This is a genomic window from Paenibacillus woosongensis (assembly GCF_009725165.1).
Taxonomy (GTDB): domain Bacteria; phylum Bacillota; class Bacilli; order Paenibacillales; family Paenibacillaceae; genus Fontibacillus; species Fontibacillus woosongensis.
The window spans coordinates 197,077-220,340 of sequence record NZ_WNZW01000007.1; the positions used below are offsets into that span (position 1 = coordinate 197,077).

The 23,264-nt window shown below is 49.3% G+C and carries 8 protein-coding genes; all 8 read right to left on the minus strand.

Annotation, left to right across the window (positions count from 1 at the left end; genetic code table 11):
- Positions 1-13: 13 nt before the first annotated feature.
- The 8 genes from GNP95_RS17275 to GNP95_RS17310 all read right to left on the minus strand — a co-directional run bounded on the left by GNP95_RS17275 (position 14) and on the right by GNP95_RS17310 (position 23,253).
- Positions 14-15,001 carry an amino acid adenylation domain-containing protein gene (locus GNP95_RS17275; RefSeq protein WP_461752122.1) on the minus strand — a complete coding sequence of 4,996 codons (14,988 nt, stop codon included), beginning with the start codon at positions 14,999-15,001 and terminating at the stop codon, positions 14-16.
- A gap of 760 nt (positions 15,002-15,761) precedes the next feature.
- Entirely contained in the window at positions 15,762-17,045 is a 1,284-nt protein-coding gene (gene ectB, locus GNP95_RS17280) for a diaminobutyrate--2-oxoglutarate transaminase (protein WP_330163483.1), read from the minus strand.
- A gap of 550 nt (positions 17,046-17,595) precedes the next feature.
- Positions 17,596-17,958: a helix-turn-helix domain-containing protein gene (locus GNP95_RS17285; RefSeq protein WP_155612107.1), complete on the minus strand. Its 363-nt coding sequence runs from the start codon at positions 17,956-17,958 to the stop codon at positions 17,596-17,598.
- Between the two features lie 347 nt (positions 17,959-18,305).
- Positions 18,306-19,202: a hypothetical protein gene (locus tag GNP95_RS17290; RefSeq protein ID WP_155612108.1), complete on the minus strand. Its 897-nt coding sequence runs from the start codon at positions 19,200-19,202 to the stop codon at positions 18,306-18,308.
- Positions 19,203-19,235: 33 nt separating this feature from the next.
- Positions 19,236-20,339 (minus strand): DUF3800 domain-containing protein, encoded by a 1,104-nt coding sequence (locus GNP95_RS17295; protein WP_155612109.1) that lies wholly within the window; start codon positions 20,337-20,339, stop codon positions 19,236-19,238.
- A gap of 194 nt (positions 20,340-20,533) precedes the next feature.
- Complete coding sequence (locus tag GNP95_RS17300; RefSeq protein ID WP_155612110.1) at positions 20,534-21,688, minus strand: DUF3800 domain-containing protein; 1,155 nt, start codon at positions 21,686-21,688, stop codon at positions 20,534-20,536.
- A 147-nt stretch (positions 21,689-21,835) separates the two neighbouring features.
- Positions 21,836-22,483 (minus strand): hypothetical protein, encoded by a 648-nt coding sequence (locus GNP95_RS17305; protein WP_230873882.1) that lies wholly within the window; start codon positions 22,481-22,483, stop codon positions 21,836-21,838.
- Positions 22,484-22,503: 20 nt separating this feature from the next.
- Positions 22,504-23,253 (minus strand): TatD family hydrolase, encoded by a 750-nt coding sequence (locus GNP95_RS17310; RefSeq protein ID WP_155612112.1) that lies wholly within the window; start codon positions 23,251-23,253, stop codon positions 22,504-22,506.
- Positions 23,254-23,264 lie beyond the last annotated feature (11 nt).

Consider the following 23,264-nt stretch of genomic DNA (forward strand, 5'->3'; position numbering starts at 1 on the left):
TTACGCTTAAAGATTAAAACGCGAATTCGATCGTATCGACGGCACTCTTTGCGCCTGCCGCCGGTTTATGGCATTCAATCCGCCTTAGCTCGATTTGTGGATTTTCCGCAATTTGAGACAACACCCTCAGGTAATCCTCAGTCAAGGTGCGGATCATCGCTTCTTTAAGCAGCTTGGCGGCGTAGAAGAAGCCCCCACTCAGCGCCCCGTTGTTTTCATACATAAACAGGGTCAGATCGAACTTCGCTTCCTCCAATTGGTCAAGCTCATAATTCTTCAGGCTGACCCCTTCCAGCTCGATGTCTCGTTCTTCGATATTTTGCAAGTCGAAGACGGCGTCGAACAGCGGGAAGCGACCCGGCTCCCGCTTCACATTCAAACGCTCCACGAGCTCCTCGAATGGATAATCCTGATTCTCGAAAGCATTCAAAGCCGTTTCCTTCACTTCTTCCAGGTAGGACAAGAACGTTTTGTCGCCCGACGGACGATTACGAATCGCCAACGTATTGACAAACATCCCGATAACCGGTTCCAAATCGGCGTTCGTTCTTCCCGCCACCGGGGTGCCCACGACCAAGTCCTCCTGCCCGCTGTACTTGGACAGCAGTACGGTATAAGCCGCAAGCAGCACCATGAACAGCGTGCTTTCACGCTCGGCCGCCAATTCGCGCAGCCGCGCAGAGAGAGAAGCCTCGACGTCGAACTCCAGATGCGCGCCTTCGTAGCTGCGAACCGCAGACCGTTCATAATCCAGCGGCAAGTCCCCCTTCGGCAGTTCGCCTTCGAAGGTTCGCAGCCAGTACGTTTCCTGTCGCCCGATCCGCTCTCGGTGGGCCTCCGACTGCTGCCAAACGGCATAATCCTTATATTGAATACGCAGTGGCGGCAGTTCTTCCCCAGCGTAGAAACTCGATAACTCATCGATCACAATCGCCATCGATACGCCGTCGGACACGATATGGTGCATGTCGAAAAGGAGAATATGCAGGTTCGGCTCCAGCTCGATGACCCCGGCGCGCAGCAGCGGCGGCTGGCCGAGATCAAACGGACGAACGAAGCTGCGGACGATCTGCTCGATTTGAGCCACATCCTCTTTATCCGCTTGATGATGCTCGATAGCAAAATCGACCTGCGGGTAAATCCGCTGAACCGCTTCGCCCTTCACGATTTCAAAACCGGTGCGCAGCGATTCATGCCGTGTGATCAATTGCCGCAAGGCGGCTTCCAAACGGTCTAAATCAAACTCACCTTCCACCTGCACCAGCTCTGGCATGTTGTAAAGTTGATCGGCTCCATCCAGCGTATGCTGAATGAACAGTCGTTTCTGTGCAGAAGACAGAGGGTAGTACTCCCTCTCCTCCGCTTGAGGAATGGCCTCATGCTCTTGCCGTTCCATCCGGGCAATCGCCTCGGCCATTGCCGCAATCGTCGAGTGACGGAATACGTCGCGCAGCGGCAGGTTGACGTTTAATTCCTTAAATACCTTACCCGCCAGCGCCGTCGCCCGCAGGGAGTGACCGCCGATGTCGAAGAAGTTATCGTGAACGCCAATCTCCTTCGCAAGCCCCAGCACCTCCTGCCAAATCGCCGCCAGCTTCGTCTCCAGCTCATTGCGCGGTGCGACATACTCCGTTCCGCTTCCCGCTTCCCCTTCCGGCGCCGGCAGCGCCTTCCGGTCAATCTTTCCGTTCGGCGTCAGAGGCAGACGCTCCAGCTCCACAAAGTACAACGGGATCATGTAGCCCGGCAGCTCCTGCGCCAACAAGCTGCGCAATTCGTTTACCGCCAGCTCCGCTCCGGTATCCAGCGTGTAATACGCGCACAGCACCTTCTGACCGTTCGCGTCACTTCGAACTAGCACCACCGCTTCGCGCACGCCTTCCACCCGTAGCAGCTGCGACTCGATCTCACCCATCTCAATCCGGTAGCCCCGGATTTTCGCCTGGTTGTCGATCCGGCCGATGAAGTCCACGTTGCCGTCCTCCATCCACCGCGCCAGGTCTCCCGTGCGGTACAGCCGCTCGCCCGCGGCGAACGGACTGTCTACGAACTTCACTTCCGTCAGCTCCGGACGGTTCAAGTACCCGCGCGCCACTCCAACTCCGCCGATGACCAGCTCGCCCAGCACACCTACCGGCACCGGGTTCAGGTACGCATCCACGATGTAGAACTTCGCATTCAGCCACGCTTTGCCGATCGGCACATGGCCTGTCTGCGGCAGCTTCGTCAGCTCCTCATCGTAGAAGCTGGAGTCGATCGCCGCTTCCGTCACGCCGTAGGCGTTGATGATCCGGAACAACGAGCCGAAGCGTTCCTGCAAGGTTCGGTAATCCGCCACGCTGCAGCTGTCCGAGCTCGTGATCAACAGCTCCATCCAGCTCATATCCAGCCCCTGCTCGTGCACGTATTCCATAAACGGCACGATGAGTGCTGGCGTCGATTCAAAAATGGTAACCCGCTCCCGCTCTATCCAGTCGTACAGACGAGACGGATCGATCCGATCGTCCTTCGGCACAATCACCATTGTGCCTCCGTTGTACAGCGTCCGTGCAATATCGCCCACAAACACGTCGAACGAGAAGCTTGCGAGCTGCATTAGCCGCACCGGGAACTGATCCAACCGATATTCCCGGCGGTAACCCGCCGCCGTGCTCACCAGACTGCGGTGCTCGATCATTACACCTTTCGGCTTTCCTGTCGTTCCCGACGTATAGATCACGTATGCCAAATCCTCCGGACGGGCTTCATGGAATCCACCGAAGTCGCCCATGTCAACATAGTGATGGCTCTCATCGCCGCCATTCACAGCACCCGTCAGCTTGCCGGCGACCATCTCGGAGACAAAGCTCGAAACCATTCCAGAGCCCATCGGCGCATTTCCCCGCTCATCGCTGTACGACGCTTCGTCGTCCAAATACAGCACCGATGTCAGCGCCAGCTCCTCCTCGCCGAGCCATGCTTCGGCACGCTCTCGCAGCGCCGTTTGCGTCAGCAGCACCTTCGCTCCGCTGTCTTCAAGCATGAACCGCACGCGGTCCGCCGGATAATCCGGATCGAGCGGCACATAGGCCCCGCCCGCTTTCCAGACGGCCAGCACGGCCACCAGCAAGTCTACCGAACGCTCGGCGAGAATGCCGACGATCGTCTCCCGGCCAATGCCGTTTGCGCGCAGCGTGGCCGCCAAGCGATTCGCCCGCGCGTTCAGCTCCGCATACGTCAGCCGGTCGTTCTCGTACACGACGGCCTCCGCTTCCGGCGTGCGTTCCGCCTGTTCCTCAAACAGTCGGTGGAACGCGGATGCAGGAGCCGCTTCCGGCTGCACCGGGTTAAACTCGCCGAGAATTTGCTCTTTTTCCTCTGCTGTCAGCAAGTTCAACTCAGCGATCTTCGCATTCGGACGGCTTACGATCGTTTCGAGCAGTTGCTCGTAATGTTTCGCCAGCCGTTCGATCGTCTCCCTTTTGTAGAGAGCCGTCGCATATTCGAAGCTGTAATCCAAGCCTCCATTCTCCTCGCCCACATCCAAGCTGATATCAAACTTCGCGGTATCCAGTGCGCTCGGATAAGGAGTCAGGTGAAGCCCTTCCAGCTCAAACTCCTCGTTCTCCGTATTCTGCATCGTAAACAGCGTGTCGAAGAGCGGATTGCGGCTTAAATCACGGGTGACTTGCACCTTATCCACCAATTCTTCGAACGGATAGTTTTGATGCTCGAAAGCGTGGAGGGTCGTTTCTTTGACTTCGTTCAGGTATGACAGGAATGTCTTCTCCGAAGCCGGATAACTGCGGATCGCCAACGTGTTTAAGAAAATCCCGATCAACGGCTGCACATCTCCATGATTCCTTCCGGCAATCGGCGTACCGACGATCACATCCTCCTGACCTGAGTATTTATGCAATAGCACGTTATATGCCGCCAGCAGCACCATAAACAGCGTTGTACCCGTTTCCGAGGCCAACTGCTTTAGGCGCTCAGTTTTCGAAGCGTCGAAGAAAAACTCCAGCGTGTGCCCTTCATAGCTCTGCACAGCCGGACGCGGATAATCGGTCGGCATTTCCAGCACCGGAAGCTCGCCTTGGAACATGTCCAGCCAGTACACCTCCTGACGCTGAAGCCGTTGCTTCTGCTCCTGCGAATGCTGCCAAACAGTGTAGTCTTTGTACTGAATACGTAAAGGCTCCAATTGCTCGCCGCCGTACAAGCGAACGAATTCTTCAACAAAGATTTCTATCGAGACGCCATCGGAAATAATATGGTGCATGTCGTACATTAGAATATGGCGTTCCGGAGCCAGCTCGACAAGGCCTACCCTCAGTAGCGGAGGCTTCGCCAGGTCAAACGGACGTACAAAACGGCGAACCGTCTCTTGGGCCTCTTGCTCATCCACTTGATAGAACTCTACGGCGAAATTTACATCCTGGTAAATCCGCTGCGATGCTTCGCCATCCACCATTTCGAACCCGGTGCGCAGCGTTTCATGCCGCGCCACGAGCTGACGTAACACTTCTTCGAACCTTGCCCGGTCCAAATCACCCTCCAGCAGCATCGCTTCCGGCATATTGTAGCTAAGCTCTGCGCCTTCCAGTTGATTTAGGATAAAGAGACGTTTTTGAGCAAAAGATTGCGGGTACACCTCTCGTTCATCTGCCACTGGAATAGCAACAAATGTCTGCTCATCCAGCCGGGAAATGGCGGCCGCCATGCTCTCGATGGTGGAATGGCGGAACACATCGCGAAGCGGCAGATCCACGTTCAGCTCCTTATGAATCTTACTAATCAGCGCCGTCGCCCGCAGGGAGTGACCGCCGATGTCGAAGAAGTTGTCGTGAACGCCAATCTCCTTCGCAAGCCCCAGCACCTCCTGCCAAATCGACGCCAACTTCATCTCCAGCTCATTGCGCGGTGCGACATACTCCGTTCCGCTTCCCGCTTCCCCTTCCGGCGCCGGCAGCGCCTTCCGGTCAATCTTTCCGTTCGGCGTCAGAGGCAGACGCTCCAGCTCAACAAAGTACGAAGGGATCATATATCCTGGCAGCTCCTGCGCCAGCGCGCTTCGCAAATCGTTCACTGCCAGCTCCGCTCCGGTATCCGGCGTGTAATACGCGCACAGCGCTTTCTGCCCGTTCGCGTCACTTCGAACTAGCACCACCGCTTCGCGCACGCCTTCCACCCGTAGCAGCTGCGACTCGATCTCACCCATCTCAATCCGGTAGCCCCGGATTTTCGCCTGGTTGTCGATCCGGCCGATGAAGTCCACGTTGCCGTCCTCCATCCATCGCGCCAAGTCTCCCGTGCGGTACAGTCGCTCGCCCGCGGCGAACGGGCTATCTACGAACTTCTCTTCCGTCAGCACCGGACGGTTTAAGTACCCGCGTGCTACCCCAACTCCGCCGATAACCAACTCGCCCAGCACCCCGACCGGCACCGGGTTCAGATGCGCGTCCACGATGTAGAATTTCGCATTCAGCCACGCTTTGCCGATCGGCACATGACCTGTCTGCGGCAGCTTCGTCAGCTCCTCATCATAGAAGCTGGAGTCAATCGCCGCTTCCGTCACGCCGTAGGCGTTAATGATTCGGAACAACGAACCGAAGCGTTCCTGCAAGGTTCGGTAATCCGCCACGCTGCAGCTGTCCGAGCTCGTGATCAACAGCTCCATCCAGCTCATATCCAGCCCCTGCTCGTGCACGTATTCCATAAACGGCACGATGAGTGCTGGCGTCGATTCAAAAATGGTAATCCGCTCCCGCTCGATCCAGTAGTACAGACGAGACGGATCGATCCGATCGTCCTTCGGCACTATCACCATTGTGCCTCCGTTGTACAGCGTCCGTGCAATATCTCCCACGAACACGTCGAACGAGAAGCTTGCGAGCTGCAGTAGCCGCACCGGGAACTGATCCAACCGATATTCCCGGCGGTAACCCGCCGCCGTGCTCACCAGACTGCGGTGCTCGATCATCACGCCCTTCGGCTTGCCTGTCGTTCCCGACGTATAGATCACGTATGCCAAATCCTCCGGACGGGCTTCATGGAAGCTGTCCATGCCAACGACATTCTGATAGCTCTCATCGCTGTCGTCCACAGTACCCGTCAGCTTGCCGGAGACCATCTGGGAGACAAAGCCCGAAACCATTCCAGCGCCCATCGGTGCATTTCCCCGCTCGTCACTGTACGACACTTCGTCGTCGAGGTACAGCACCGATGCCAGCGCCAGCTCCTCCTCGCTGAGCCACGCTTCGGCGCGCGCTCGCAGCGCCGTTTGCGTCAGCAGTACCTTCGCTCCGCTGTCTTCGAGCATGAACCGCACACGATCCACCGGATAGTCCGGATCGAGCGGCACATAGGCTCCGCCCGCTTTCCAGACGGCCAGCACGGCCACCAGCAAGTCCAACGAACGCTCGGCGAGAATACCGACGATCGTCTCCCGGCCGATGCCGCTTGCGCGCAGCGTGGCCGCCAAGCGATTCGCCCGCTCATTCAGCTCCTCATACGTCAGCCGGTCGTTCTCGTACACGACGGCCTCCGCTTCCGGCGTTCGCTCCACCTGTTCCTCAAACAGCCGATGGAACGCGGCTGCAGGAGCTGCTTCCGGCTGCACCGGGTTAAACGCGCCAAGAATTCGCTCCTTTTCCTCTGCCGTCAGCAAGTTCAGCTCGGCGATCTTCGCATCCGGACGGCTTACGATCGCCGCAAGCAAATGTCCGAAATGAGTCGCCAGCCGCCGGATCGTGCTTTCTTTATAAAGAGCTGTTGCGAATTCAAAGCTGCACTCCAGGCGGCCGTTTTCTTCCGTAACATCCACACTTAGGTCGAATTTTGCCATGCCGTATTCGCTAGGGTAGGGGGATAATTTCAGCCCTTCCAGTTCAAACGCTGTCTCCTCCAGGTTTTGCAGGGAGAACATCGTGTCAAATAACGGGTTGCGGCTCAAATCCCGGTTGATCTGCACTTTATCAACGAGCTCTTCGAACGGATAATTCTGATGCTCGTAAGCGCCTAAGGTCGTTTGTTTCACTTCTTCCAAATATGACGTGAAGGTCTTCTCCGAAGCCGGATAATTGCGGATCGCCAGCGTATTGACGAACATTCCGATCAAAGGCTGCGTGTCTCCGTGCCTTCGTCCGGCAATCGACGTTCCAACAATCAAATCGTCCTGGCCCGTATATTTATGCAAAAGCACGGTATATGCCGCTAGCAGCACCATATACAGCGTCGTTCCTCTTTGAGCGGCTAATTGCTTCAAGCCTTCGCTTGTTACCTCGTCCACGAAGGACGTCAGCGTTTGTCCCTCAAAGCTCTGCACGGCCGGACGCGGATAGTCCGTCGGCATTTCCAGAACCGGCAGTTCCCCCCGGTAACGGTCCAGCCAGTAAGCTTCCTCGCGTTTCAACTGCGCTTTTTGCTCGTCCGACTGCTGCCATACCGCATAGTCCTTATATTGAATGCGCAAAGGTTCTAATGACTCGCCGCCGTACAGACGAACGAGTTCCTCGACGAACACGTCCATAGAAATCCCGTCGGAGACGATATGATGCATGTCGAACATCAACAAATAACGTTCGGCTGCCAGCTCTACCAGCTCCGCTCGTAGCAGCGGAGGCTTCGCTAAGTCAAAAGGCCGGATAAAGGCCTGCACGACTTCGGGCGCTTCTTCCTCGCTCGCATCACAGTACTGAACGGCAAAGTCAACGCTCTCGTAAATGCGCTGTACAGCTTCACCTTGTACGATCTCAAAGCCAGTTCGCAGTGTTTCGTGTCGTGCGATCAGTCCGCGGAAAGCCTTCTCCAGCAGGCTCCGGTCAATCGTTCCTTCCAGCATCAGTACGCCCGGCATGTTATAGCTCAGATCAGCCCCTTCCAGCTGATTCAGGATAAACAGCCGCTTCTGAGCTGAGGAAAGCGGATAATATGCTCTTACGCCTGCCAGCGGAATCGACGAAAACGACTGCTCTCCAATCCGGGAGATAGCTAGCGCCATCTCTTCGAGCGTCGAATAGCGGAATACGTCGCGCAGAGACAGCTCGACGTTCAGCTCCTGGTGCACCTTGCTCACCAATGTCGTCGCCCGCAGAGAATGACCACCCAGATCGAAGAAATTGTCATGGACACCGATATGCTCCAATCCCAGCACGCTTTTCCAAATTCCGGCCAAGCGGGCTTCCAGCGGAGTGCGAGGCGGAGTACTTCCTTCGCCTGTCTGCAAGCTCTCTTCCGGCGCCGGGAGAGAGCGTCGGTCGACTTTGCCATTCGTTGTTAACGGAAGTTGCGCCAACTGGATCAGGTACGCCGGGATCATATAGGCCGGAAGTTCCTGGGATATCACGCTCTTCACCTCGGCTGTCGAAAGCTCGCGATCCGCTTCATAATAAGCACACAGTTGCTTCTCGCCGGAGGTATTTTCCCTCACCAATACCGTCGCCTTTCGAATTCCTTCTACTTTCTGCAGCTGAGCTTCGATCTCGCCCAGCTCAATACGGAAGCCGCGGATTTTCACTTGGTCGTCCGTCCGCCCCACATATTCAATCGTTCCGTCCGGCAACCACTTCGCCAAGTCCCCCGTCCGATACATGCGCTCTCCCGGCACAAACGGATTGTCCACAAATTTCTCCGCCGTTAGCTCCGGCCGGTTATTGTAGCCCCGTACCAATCCTTCTCCACCGACACAAAGCTCCCCAACCACGCCGATAGGTAAAAGCTTGTTCTGATTATCGACGATATACACCGTCGTATTGCTGATCGGCCGTCCGATGGGTACGGTTACCGCCGACTCATCGACGAAATCGACCGGAAGATACGTGGTATAAACCGTACTTTCCGTTGGGCCGTAAACATGGTTGAGCCTGCCTGGTCCGATATGGGCGAGTGCTTTACGCACATGGCCAACCGACACGCGCTCTCCTCCGAACAAAATCGCCCGGACATCCCGCAAGCAGTCGACGTTCACATCTACAAGGACGTTGAAGAAAGCCGTCGTAATAAACATGACCGAGATGCGCTCGCGCTGAATGAGAGCCGCCAGCCGGCCGATTTCCAGCAAAGTCTCGCGGGGAACCAGCACTAATCGCGCTCCGTTGGTCAAAGCGCCGAAAATATCGAAAATCGCTCCGTCGAACGAATAGGTTGAAAGCTGGAGGAGATGATCCCGCTCGGTGATGTCGATATAATTCGTACTTTGAACGACCCTTATAATGTTGCGGTGCGAAACAAGATTGCCTTTCGGCTTGCCCGTCGTGCCTGACGTATAAATGACGCAAGCCAGATCTGTCGCTTCGATGACCGGATTTAGATTTGTGCCGTCCTCATGATAGAAGGACTCGTCATCCAGTAAGATCACGGAGTCCAAACCCGCCAAGCGCTCGCGCAAGCGGATTTGCGTCAGCATGACCTGTGCCCCCGAATCCTCGATCAAGAAACGGATACGCTCCTCGGGATATTCCGGGTCAATCGGTACGTAAGCCGCTCCGGCTTTGTGTGCCGCCAGCATGCCCACCACCATTTCGATGGAACGCTCAGCCATAATGGCGACCAGACGGCCTTTGGATATCCCGTGGCTACGTAAGGTACGGGCAAGGCGATTGACGCGTTCGTTCAGCTCGCGGTAGGTCAGCTCTTGTTCATTCAAGGAAATAGCGGCTGCATCCGGGATGCGCTCCACCTGCTCTTCGAACAGTTGAATGAGCGTCTTCCCGCGTGGAAATTCCGTGGTGGTGTCGTTAAAACGTCCGAGAAGGTCGGCCTTTTCCGCCTCCGTCACAAGTTCCAGCTCGCCCACGGTAATTTCCGGGTTATCCGTCACCTGCTCCAGCAGATGGACGAAATGCCCCTTGAGCCGCTCGATGCTGTCTTTATCGAACACTTCGGCATTAAAGTCGAACCGAATTTCGATCTCGGCTCCCGGCACCACGGTCACGTTGAAGTTATAGTTCGTCTGCTCCTCCATATGTACGTCAGCGATCGTCAGGTCGCCATGCTGCTGGTCGCCCGCCTGCTCCATCTGCTCGTCCACCGGATAGTTCTCAAAAGCGATGATATGGTTGACCAGGTTCTGTTTTTGCACGCTGCGAGCTTGAATTTCATACAGCGGGTAGTAATCATAACTTCCGGACTCCAGCGCTCGCTCTTGGAGCTTCGCCATCAGGTCGGCGAACACAGTGTCCGCTTCGCTCGTGACGCGGACCGGCACCGTATTGATGAACAGCCCAATCATGGACTCAATGCCCGGGATTTCCGCCGGTCTTCCAGCCACGACGCTGCCGAATACGGCATCGTTTGTTCCGTTATATTTTTGCAGCATCACGCCCCAAACGGCTTGCAGCAGCGTATTGACCGTAACCAGGCGCTGTTTCGCCACCCGGTCCAGCCGCTCACTCAAGTCTTTACCCAGCTCCGCGGTGACGTGATCAGCTGTAAATCTGCCGTTCGGCGCCGATTCCTTTTGTCCCGGGAGTACGGTTTGCCCTTCATAACCTGCCAGGAAATCCGTCCAATAATTGGATGCCGCCTGATCGTCCTGTTTTTCCAGCCATTCGATATAAGCACCATAATCCGCTCTCTTATCTCTCACTGGCTGCTTGCCGGATACATAAGCCGAGTACGTCTCAAACAGCTCCTGCGTCAGCTGCGCTAGGCACCAGCCGTCCATCAAAATATGCTGGAAACTCCACAGCACATGATAGCTTTGCTCTTCGGTGCGCAGGATCGTAAACCGAACGAGCGCGTCATGTTCCATGTCGAAGCCGCGAAGCTTGTCATCCTCGGCCTTTTTATCTAAGTACGCTTGTTTCTCGTCCGACTGCAAATGAAGCAGCTCCTCATATTCAAAGCCAACCGACTTGTCGCGATATATGATTTGCAGCGGCTCGCCCGTCGGTCCTTTCACAAAATTCGCCCGCAGCACCAGATGTCGTTTCGCAAGCTCCATCCAACTCCTCTCAAAAAGCTGGACGTCGAGTGCTCCCCGCATTGTAAACCGCGTCTGCTCGAAATAAGCGGCCGTTTGCCCATCAAGCGCGACGTGGAACCACATGCCCTTCTGCATTGGCGTAAGCGAGTAAATATTTTCGATTTCCCCGAGATGGCCCGAGCGCTGGATGATTTGTTCCAATTCTGCAATGGTCAAGCCTTTAAATTGCACGTCGCTCGGTGTCAATTCGGTGTTTTCTTTGCCTGCGCAGTGGATAATGAGCTCCCGGAGGCTTTGCTCAAGCTGCTCGGCGAAGGCTTCCATCGTTTCCTTGCGATACTGCTTCCGGCTGTAGCTGAGATCGAGCGATAAAGCGCCGTCCAGCACCATGCCGTTGATATCCAGCACAAAGCTGCGGGCCTGACGTTCACTGGCCGGGCTGCCGCTGGAATAAGAAGATATGCCGATCTCGTCCTGGTTGACATCATCATCGAATTGGCCGAGGTAGTTAAAATTAATTTCCGGCTCTGCGCCCCAAACAAAGCCATCCTCCAATTTGGAGAGATAGCGGCATACGCCGTACCCAAGTCCTTTGTTCGGAATGCGGCGCAAATTTTCCTTGACCTGTTTAATCTGATGGGCCAAATCCCGCTCGATTTCCGGCTCCAGAACGACCGGAAACTTGGTCGTAAACCAACCGACTGTGCGTGTGATGTCAATATCCGTTCCGATCGCTTCCCGTCCGTGTCCTTCGAGATTGATCCGCACCCGTTCGTGTCCCGTCCACTTGCGAACAGCTATGCCAAGCGCCGTTACCAAAATATCGTTCATTTCCGTGTTGTAGGCCCGATGAACCCGCTTCAGCAGCTGCTCCGTTTCTTCGGGAGTCAAACGGACGAACAGCGATTCGCTATCCTGCTGCGTCGTAACGTCGGCCTCCAGATCCTTCGGCAAGTCCAGAACCGCAATTTGTTCCACGCCCTGCCAATAAGCACGTTCCTTGGCCATTTCCGGGCTTTGTGCATAAGCGACCAGCTGCTCGGACCAAGTGCGGTAAGCATCCGTTTTCGCTGGAAAATGAATTTCCTCGCTATTGCCGACCTGCTCGTAACCCAGTGCAAAGTCCTCCATTAAAATGCGCCAAGACACGCCGTCCACCACAGCATGATGAACCGCGAGCAACAAATGATCACCGTCCGCGCACCGGAACAGTCCCGCCTTTACAAGGGGGCCGTTCTCTAGATCAATGTCGGCTTGAATATCTGTTGCCTTCGCTTCCACAGCCTGCGCAGTATCCTCTGCATCCTTAAAGTCAAACACGTCCAGCGTGAACAACTCGCCTTCCTCAATCGCCCGGGTCCGTGCGCTAAACCCTTGTTCCATCTTGCGGAATACCATCCGCAAGGCGTCATGATGCTCAACCAGCTTTTGCAGCACCTGACGTACCGTCTCTTCGTCAAAGCCTTCCTTCCGGTACAGCATCACTGACTGGTTGAAATGATGCGGGGCTGCAAAGGAGCTCTCGAAAAACCAATGCTGAATTGGCGTAAGCGCCGTCTCACCCGTTACTTCGCCTTGATCGATGGTACGTCCAATCGGTTTCACATGCAGGCTGAGCTGTGAGATCGTCGGATATTTAAACAAATCGCGGATTTCCAGCTTATAGCCTGCTTGATGAAGCCGCGAAGATACTTGAATGGATTTAATCGAGTCTCCTCCCAGCTCGAAGAAATGATCCGTCACCCCAACGCGATCAGCGTTCAAAACCGCCTGCCACACATCGGCAAGCGTCTGCTCGACTTCATTGCGGGGAGCTACGTACTCGCCGCCGGTCAACGCGTTTCCTTCCGGTGCAGGCAAAGCCTTGCGATCGATTTTGTCATTCGGCGTAAGCGGCATCCGCGGAAGCTGAACAAAATGTGCCGGAATCATATAATTCGGCAATTTTTGCGCTAGCGCGCTTCTCAGCTCGCCGAGCGTAAGCGGGCGGTCCGCGACCAGGTAAGCGCACAGTTCTTGCCCGCTTTTGCCTTCCTGCGCGATTATGATCGTCTCCTGCACGGAGTCCATTTTCAGAAGCTGCTCTTCAATTTCACCGATCTCGATTCGAAATCCACGGATCTTCACCTGATGGTCGATTCGACCCAAATACTCTATATTTCCGTCCGGCAGCCAGCGGGCGAGATCCCCCGTCCGGTACAGGCGTTCTCCCGGTGTAAACGGATGTTCCACGAACTTCTCGGCTGTCAGCTCAGGATGGTTCAGGTAACCTCTCGCCAGCCCCACACCTGCCACGCACAACTCGCCCTCCACCCCTATAGGCACAAGCTGCAGGTTGGCATCCAAAATAAATATCTGATGATTGGCCAGCGGGCGCCCGATCGGAATAACTCTGTGCTCCGGCTGATCCTCATTCGCATCCCAAAGCGTTGTAACAATCGAAGCTTCGGTAGGGCCATAAGCATTGAAATAGCGAACCTTCGATTTCCACTGCTGCACGAATTCGGCCGATACCGCCGAGCCCCCCGTTACAAGCTTCGTTAAGCTGGGAAGGCGGTCCGGATTCAAATAAGCGCTATATGTCGGAGGCAAAATCGCCGCCGTAATCGCATGCTCGTTCATATAACTCTCGAACAGGCGGTTGTCGAGAATCGTCTCGGCTGTCGGAATGTACAAAGCTGCGCCAAAATAGAGCGCTTTGAACATTTCCCAGCAGGACGCGTCGAACGACAGACTGGCGAATTGAACGATCCGGTCATGCTCCGTAATGTGCAGCCTGTCCGCGAACATCAGCTTCAAGCTAACCAAACCGCGATGCTCTAGCATGACCCCTTTGGGTTTGCCCGTCGTACCCGACGTATAGATGACATATGCCAGATCATTCGGACCGCTGGCCGGCTCCAGGTTCGAGCCATCGTCGCTGTAGGCCTGCTCGTCATCCAGTGCCAACACGGTCCCTTCGAACGGCACCTGCTGCAGTAGCTCTCTTTGAGTCAGCAGCAGCTGCGCGTTCGAGTTCTCCAGAATGTAGCGGATGCGTTCTTCCGGGTATTCCGGGTCGATCGGCACATAGGCTCCGCCAGCCTTCAGAACCGCCAGAATGCCAACGATCGTCTCCAGCGATCTCCTGGCCATCAAACCTACCAGCTGATTGGGCAGCACGCCGACCGATCGCAGCGTCCGCGCCAGCCGGTTCGCCCGTTCATTCAGCTCCGCGTACGAAAGCCGCCGCCCCTCAAAGACAACCGCTGTCGCTTCGGGCACCCGCTTCACCTGCTCCTCCACGAGCTGATGAATCGTCCGATCACGGGGATAATCCTTCTCGGTATCGTTAAAGCTTTGCAGCAATTGAAATTTCTCGTCCTCCGACAGCATGTCCATCCGCACGATGTCCAGCTCCAACTCGTGAAGCCCCACGGCCAGCAGGCGATTCAGATGACCGATGACTCGAGTCATGAACTCGGAGTCATATAAGTGCTCGTTATATGACAGCGCTAGCTGGATCGTCCCGCCGGTTAAGCTGAATTCAAAGGAACAATCCGTGACCACGTTTTGCCCGATTTCGTCCAGATGCAGCTCCTTAAGGGATACTAGCGTATGGACGACGGGTATCCCGTCTGCATATTGCAGGTCCAGCCTCTCCGTCATTTTCAAGAACGGAATATGTTGATGCTGAATCGCTTCCGGTAGGGAAGTCCTCAGCTCGTTCAGAATTGTTTTAAAAGTCGCACCCGCCGAAAGCCAGTTTTTCAAAATGACCGTATGATTAACGGATCGGCGCGTCTCCGCCTTTTTCCGCACAATCGGCATACCGACCAGAATGTCAGAAGCACCTGTATATTTATGCAAGAGCGACTGAACACCAGCGAGTAAAATCATAAAAATGGCCAGCGGAGCGCCCTTGCTCATTTGAAGGATGCGCTGTGTCGCTTCCTCTGAAAGCGAACCGCCTACGTTTGTCATAATGGGCGCCAAGGAGCTTGGAGCTTTGCTGTAAGGCAGCCGCGTCAAGGTATAATCGTCGCTACCAAATTTTTCGTTCCAAAACAACGTTTCTTTTTCAAAAGCCACCTGGTATCGTTCCCCTCTCTTCATCGGTAAAAGCAATCCGGCGGAGCTTATGCTGCAACAATGCTCCAGCCTCGCTCCCCGCCTTTTCAAATGTGACAACAATGTCATTGGCTTTCATCAGGTCACCGCTTCGCTAGCCCGATTGATCTCATACGGCATTCCTCTGCCTAGCAGCTATTCCGCTCAGCTCCCATGCGTGAAGACAACAAAGAGCATCGTTCTACGCAAGAGATGCGGGCTTCCGGCTCCTCTACTTCAATATGCTTACTGTGGACGAGCCGCCCGAAGACGGGCTTTGGTTTAACATGGGGTTCGGAATTGGATTTGGGGGTGGACAAGCGATGTTCCTCCCATTGATGTAAGGCTTACTGTAGGGCTCAGGGCGGCCAGCAGGAAGTTGGCCGTACCTCTGGATTCGGCACCGGAGCTTACTTGTCGAAGCCTATATTTAAGGGGTATTGATACACTCTATGTACGATTTGTGTATTCCCCCGCAGCCTAGTGTGGATAGGATAGTTAAAATTTCGTCTGTGGGGTAGTGAGCTTTTCCTACGATTAGATGTAACGATAGTGCTGCATGAGGCTCAAAGAATGCTCTGTATGGCATGAACGGGACAGCTCTTGGATTCGCGGTGAATTTCCATGCTGCCTGACGGTACCGCAGGCAGCACGGGGAGAATATCTTCCAACGGGTGAAAACGTTATCTTAATATCAGGGCCGTACGACCGCCCCGGAAGGCACTTCTCCTGCCTCTTGCCGGGGCGGCCACCGGCTTGCCCGAGCTTAGGTCGTTAATAGAAATTCCTGGGTTTCCTGAGAGATCACCTGCTGCATACTGGACTTGATAATGTCGCAGCCGGCGGAAAGATGCTCCATCGAGACGGTTAGCGGAGGCATGATCTTCAGTACGCGGTCTCCTCTGCCAGCTCTTTCAATGATGAGCCCCTTCTCGAAGCTGATCTCCGTTATCCGCTTCGCCCCGGCTTCATCCGTAAAGCCCGAGACGTCAATGCCCCAAATCAGACCGAGTCCGCGGATGGAAATGGACGGATGCAGAGGCTTGATTTCTTTCTCAAGGAACGAGCGCACAAACTCTTCCTTCTGCTTTACCTGGGCTTCCAGGGCGGATCTGTCCCGAAACTCGAGAGCGGCCTTGGCGGCTACAAAAGCCAGCTGATTACCGCGGAAGGTGCCGTTGTGCTCACCCGGCGACCAGAGATCCAGTTCGGGCTTCAGCAGCAGGAGGGACATTGGCAGGCCGTACCCACTAATCGACTTCGACAGGGTAATAAGATCCGGTTCGATCCCCGCACGTTCGAACGAGAAGAATTCGCCTGTCCGGCCGCAGCCGACTTGAATCTCATCGGTAATGAGCAAGATATCGTGTCTACGGCAAAGCTGCTGCAGCTCACGCAACCACTCCACATCAACGACGTGAATTCCACCTTCGGCTTGTACCGTTTCAAGCAGGATGGCGGCGGGCTTGTCTATTCCGGAGTGCGAATCAGTCAGGATATTCTCAATATAGCCGAGCGTATCCATTTCTGCGAAAGCGCCGCTCGGGTGCGGCATGAACGTAACTCCGTCCAGAGGAAGCCCCGCCCCTTCCCTCATGGACTTGGAGCTTGTCGCCGACAAGCTGCCGAGCGACATGCCGTGGAAGCCGCCCATGAATGCGAATATCCCGTTTCTCTTCTTCGCCTTGCGTGCGAGCTTCAGGGCCGCTTCCACCGCGTTCGTCCCCGTCGGACCGCAGAATTGAAGCTTGTAATTCAGCTTCTTCGGCTTCAGGATCCGCTCCGAGAAGCTCTGGATAAATTCGCGCTTGGCCATTGTATACATGTCCAGACCATGCATAATCCGGTCGGAGGTCAAGTAATCAAGAACCCGGTCCTTGATATAATCGTTGTTATGACCGTAATTCAGTGCCCCGGCACCTGCAAAAAAATCAATATATGCTCTTCCGTCCTCAGAATATAACAGGTCCCCCTTGGCCCGGTCGAATACCACCGGAAAGCTTCTGCAGTAAGATCTTACGTTGGATTCCAGCTTTTCAAAAATGCTCACGCGCTTCATCCTCCATCTGAATTGGGATAAGGTTGGCTTCATCTTTTCTGAACCTTCTGGCGTCATGGAGCAACATATTCTCGGCTGTCATTTTCCACAATTGTAAGTCCCAGGATGTCGGCTTGCAGGGTAGCCAGTGGACTGGTATCTCGCGCACAGCCCGTGTGGGTATAAAAACCTTTAAATCTATTTTTTAGCATAATTGGAAAGTCAACCTAGGTAGAATTATATCAAAATTCCAAAGAATGTATAGTATTCTTTTGTTAAATATAGTAAAACTATTGTTAAATTTGGTCTTCTCAACGGTACTCGGTTGGAACACCTGATGACTGCCCGGCCCCATGTGGGTGTTTGGGTCTCTTATTCAAACTTGAAGTTTTTTTGATATGCAAGTTGCTCTTCAAATGTGAGAATTACAAAAAGGTACTCTTCCTAAGGTACTCTAAAATCTGGTGGATTTTCGTTCCATGAATGACCGGATGTACGATGCACGAACACAAATAAGGTGGTTCTAATATTAGAACCACCTATTTTAACTTCTGTACCTACTTTATGAATAACGTCTTATTTTCATTTTTATAAAATCTATAATTTCACTTTGGTCAGTATCAGTCAGTTTCTTGAAAATTGAAAGGAAAGCCGTTTCTTGTTCTATAAGTTCTTGTATTTTATCTGCTTTATTAAGTGTACCTTCACCAAGAAGTAACCAGAGCAAGTCTACATTGAAATGATTATGAATTGCCAAGATCATGTCTAAGGAAAGCTTGTATTTCTTTTGCTCTAATTCACTCAAAGTCCCTTGCGATACTCCTATAAATTTCGTGAATTCAATTTGGTTTTGTTTATGTAGTTTCTGAATGCGTCTTATTCTCTCTCTCCAACAGTTGACATTGTTTTCCCCCTCCTTAAACATCAAGAAAGTCCTGATGACTTAGAGTCATCAGGATCATTATTTTGTTTAGTCATTATTAGTTTACTGATTCTATTGATCAACCAGTTATCCATGTTATCGGACAACAGTTCGTGTAGTTCCATACTTCTGTCACTGGTTCGACACTTCTTTATCACTGGATAATATTAATATAATATTGTTAGGTGATAAAAAAGTCGTGAACTGTTTTTGTTGATTTTACTGGATTTGCCGTGGCACGTGATAAACACAAAAAATAAAAAGTCTGGAACCACCACAAATTACCATGTAAAGAAAGTTGGGAACTTGTTTAGTGTATCTTCATATAAAAATACTTAGAACCCATGACTTTAGATACCTTCGTAATATTTGACTAATTGTTTACAATATTCTTTATTCGGCGGAACATCACCATGTTGACCTATTCTCTTTTTAAATTGTATCGCTCTGTTATTGGGATGAACGGAACTATTTAATTCAGGATATAAATTATGGTAGAACAGTAATGATTCATAGTCCCCTATATGATTTTTGTATAAATGTCCATCAATATCCTTGACGGTTCTCCACACAATGTCTTGAAAATGACGCAACTGAGTTTCTGACATATTTGTGATTTTCGTTAAATTTACTCTTCCGATTACTCGCGAATCTATAATATCTCTACCGAAGGCGTGAGCAATATCGTTTCTAATTTTTCTGATCTTCTCTAAATCATTTTTTTTATTTTCAAAATACTCAGGAACCTTTCCAAATATCTTCTTGTATGAAGATATCCTGCTATTCCAATCCCCTTTCGTACAAGCTAGAACAAATTCATCAAATTGTGATTTATTTTTATTAACACGATGTTTAATTATTTCTATACCATCTATTCGTCGTGGCGTACCGTACAAAATGCCAATATCAGATTCTAAAGCTAACGGAATAGTGGTTGCTATATAAGTTTCTAAATTGGAAGAAATGGATAAAAGCGCATTTAAGTTAATCCAATTTCTCAAATCATTGAAGGAATCTGACCAATCTTTCAAATCGTTATATCTTCTTTTATCCCAACCATATGAAAACTCAAAGTGCTGTTCAGGAGAGTCCATCCAATCAGCATTATTTTCCTTTAGTGATTTATATGTATATTTGTGCGAATTACAAAATGTTACATACATTTTGAATAGCTCATCATTATATTTTTTGAAAACTCTCCATGACCACGAAGTTTCGGTTCTTGGTATCCAACGCTGAAATTGCATTTTATCTCCTTAGTATATGTCAATTTTTCGTTTTTATTGGCCTGTTGAACGATGATATTCATCTACATGTTTCTGGGGTAGTACTAAATTAACTCCAAAATACTTATTAATTATTGGTTGTTGTAGTCCTTCAAATAAAGCACAATAATCCGAGTCAAAACCACTTGTTTTTTCGTACTCTACCCAAAAACGATACAAAGATCGTGAAATAACATCGGCTATAAGCAGACCTGTACTCTCTTTGGAAACCCCTGTTGATAAGCAAGTATCTATCGGAAGTCTAGGACAAATACTGTGCTTGAGATGATTATTTTTTATTAAGCTATCGTCTTGGTGTTCCCAGAGAAACGATACGTTATCAAACAGAATGTCCCACAAATATGCTTGTTCATCATGCACATACTCTATTTTCGGTATCCCAAGCATTTGCCGGTATTTCTCAACACGCATACAAATATTAGAAAATGAAGGTATATGCGGAAGAGATGAGATAATCTCACCTTTTTTATTTTTATCAGGCAATGGTAGAAAAAAATCATGCGTAGGTTTGTGTAAGTTATTTTTTCTTTTTAATTTAATATATTCATTCATACTCTCTTCTAGTAAATCAGAAAAGTATATTAATTCTAGATTTTCCGAGAGATATTTATGTAATGAATACATCAAGTTTTCAAATGAACTAGCGTCTCTTTTTCTACATACACTGCAAAAATCAAGATAAATTGACTCAGGAAAGGTACGCACTATTAAATCTGCTGAATCTCGCCTCATTTGAAGAAACTCATCAGTTTCTTCTAGCCTGTCAATTAACGGTTTAATAATTAAATTACATAATTGCACGGCTAAAAAAAATTTTTTGTGTGTAACTTCTATAAATATTGGGATTTTCATGTCAAAAATATGTTGCATTAGCTCAATTGAAAATGATTTATTTTTTACTTTTAGCTCATTTGATTGAATATTATATTTACTCCGCAAAGAATTAATAAGCTCTTCAATATCTCTTTCTAAAATATTTGGAATCCCTACTGCAGCCAAAACAAAATACGGTTGATTATTAAAGTAAAAATCAATCTCATCTTTCACAAAGACATCACCAGTATGACCACTTTCATCCAAATATATTGTTAGAGACATATCACTACCACCTCAACTCCAAAGTTCTTATAGATATTATGTTTATACTTTTAAATTCTATGTTCACTCATTAATTTAGTAGATTCCAGTACTAATTAGTTGATTTTTTATGGGAATACGGAAAACTCGCTATCTGAAAAACACTCTATTGAGCAGTGTACATATCACTTAACTTTAATCATTAGTAATGGTCATCATAAGCCTATTCCGGTATTCCGCAAAGTTTTCCTAAATTCTTTTTCAATTATAGAATGATAATCTGTTTTTTTTGTATTACTGTTATTCATTGCAAGAATAAATCTTTCTTCGAATGCATACGAAGCGTACATATTCCATAATTTCACCCGATCTTCTACGTACTCATCGTGCATATAAATTAAATCCGTCAATATTTCTCTTGAATGATCATCGAGATACTCATTTCTTTGGGTTGTTTGGAATGTCTTGGAAATAAAACCACATAATAAGTCAGAAGCCTGTATTAATATTTCAGATTTTGAATCTATCATATCAATCATTTTTATGTGAGGAAAATCTGAGACAAAATATCTCCCATCAGTACCAAGGACTGTTGGTGTTTTTGATGTAAGAAAAATAGTTGATAATTCACTAAACACTTCATCATATCCTCGTAATCTATCATGCATTACCTTTACAGTAATATTTGAATTCGTAAATGTTAACTCTACATTTTTAAGTAATTCTACTAACATTGTGCCAGTTAAAGTTATAAAGCTCATCTTGGTTCCCTGACGTGTTACCACCTGAAATTCATCTATCATCTCTTCGAAATTCTGTTCTCCTAAATCTTTTAGCGAACAAGCAACTTCAGTATGCCCTAGACTAATAAATAAATCGATAAGTTTCTGATTAATCAACCCCATACTCTCAATCGAAAGGGCACTACTATTTATTAGCACTGCAAAATCTTTTAATACTTCTTCTGACTCCACTATGCAAGATGCTAATGCTTTTTTTAACTCTATTGGATGAGTTAAATTTTTGTTTACAGCAGGATTATATTCACAATCAAAAAAAGTCTCGACTATTTTAGCAGCAACCATAAACTTTTTATCAACAACAACGAAATAAGGAATTGAATAAAATTCAAAAACTAATTTTTTAAAAAGGTCATAAAAGTGAGTTGATGCATCTTTTTTTTTGAAAAAGTTTTTAGACTTTAATTCTGCTGCTTGTGTATTCTCTAATAAAGTTTTCAAGTAATCTTCTACGCCATTTTTCATATCCTCTCTAATTAACCAACCACCATACACAAAATAAGGCTGAGAAAAATCCAACCAATTGCTCCCTGTATTTCCACTTTCGTCGATATAAAAAAAGGCTTGCATAATTATTACCCTCTTCTCCAAATAATTTTTTGTACAAAATAAACTTAGAGCATTTTTGAAATAATTAAAGTTAATGCTTTCGATAAATATTTTAGCAACGAATCATTATATTTCTATATTGTGGCTTTCATCGGTTTGTTCATGACTCTACTCGAAATAAGACTTTTCTATTCCACTGCTTACTAGAGATTCATTCAACAAATTAAAATGAAAATCACGAATCTTGTTATTATTCTTTCGCAAATCATCAAGCATTTGTTGAAGCGTACGATCTTTCCTATCCCTTGAGATAATTGTATTTATTGCTTTGATTTGTCTGGGTAGTGGCTCGCGATTTTTATTTTTCTCAATTTCATTCTTTATTTTTTGCAACACACCTCCAGGAACCTGTCCCCAGCATATAACTATCAGATTGATTGCATTGAACAGTTGTTTTGCAGTTGGATGCCATGTATCATTGAATCCTCCATCTCTATTAGTGCCATTGCTTGTTCTTGTTCCAACATTTTCGGACACTAAAGGGTCAAAGACCTTTAACTTGGGATGATGAATTAATTCAAGAAAATCTTCTGCTGCATAGGTACCACATAAAAAAGTACCCGTAATATCACTATTTTTAGCTCGATAAGAGAAACAATAATAACTGCCCGTAAGTACCTCCTTAGTACAACTTTGGCGTTTTTGTCCATTTAACAATCGAACATGAGCAATTGGTTTAATATCGTGTTCTTGAATCAATTTCTCTCTGACCTTTGATGTTCTGCATAGGAGCATTTTAAGCACCTCATTCCTCAATGTCTCGTCTCGCCATAAAATCAAATCCCTTTGATAAACTGTTGAATTGGTAATATAATTTTGTTAAAGTTATTTTTCACTTGCAACTCAGCATCTTCATAAGAACACTCCCAAAGATTACTCAAATATTTCAGAACTAGCGATATATCATGAGATGTAATAAGCTTTCCTTCAATTTTGATAAAAGGTCCATCAGTTTCAGTTAATATTCTATCTCGAGGAATTTTCGCAATAATTTTACAACCATTAGTAGATTCAATCATTGCAGGGTTAATAGAAAAATAGTGCCCTTCTTCAACAATTTCATTTATTAAGGATAATGAGCCACTGTACCAATGGAAAACAGCCCGTTGAATTGAGAACTCTTGTAGCATTAGCAGGACTGTAGATTCAGCCCTTCTTGAATGAAGCGAAATAAATCGAGGTCTATCACTGATTTGACTTAACACATGACGCAGGCTTTGGAGTTGTTTTGTTTTTGTTCTTATGCCTTCTCTTGAAAAGTCCAGTCCAATTTCTCCAATGTATGATGTCGTTTTTGCATATTCAATAAATTTTTTCATTTCAGTAGGTGTATGCTTATCGGCATAAAGTGGATGTAAGCCTAGAGCTACTCGAATATATTTAAATTTTTTTAAATGAGAATAACCCATTGCAAAGTGACTCGGCAAATTTGTAACTGCAATAGTTGATATACCTTTTTTTTCATTTTCATTAGCTACCGTATAAGGGCTCTTGTACAAGTCTATATGGCAATGAGCATCGAGCATTTTAATTCACA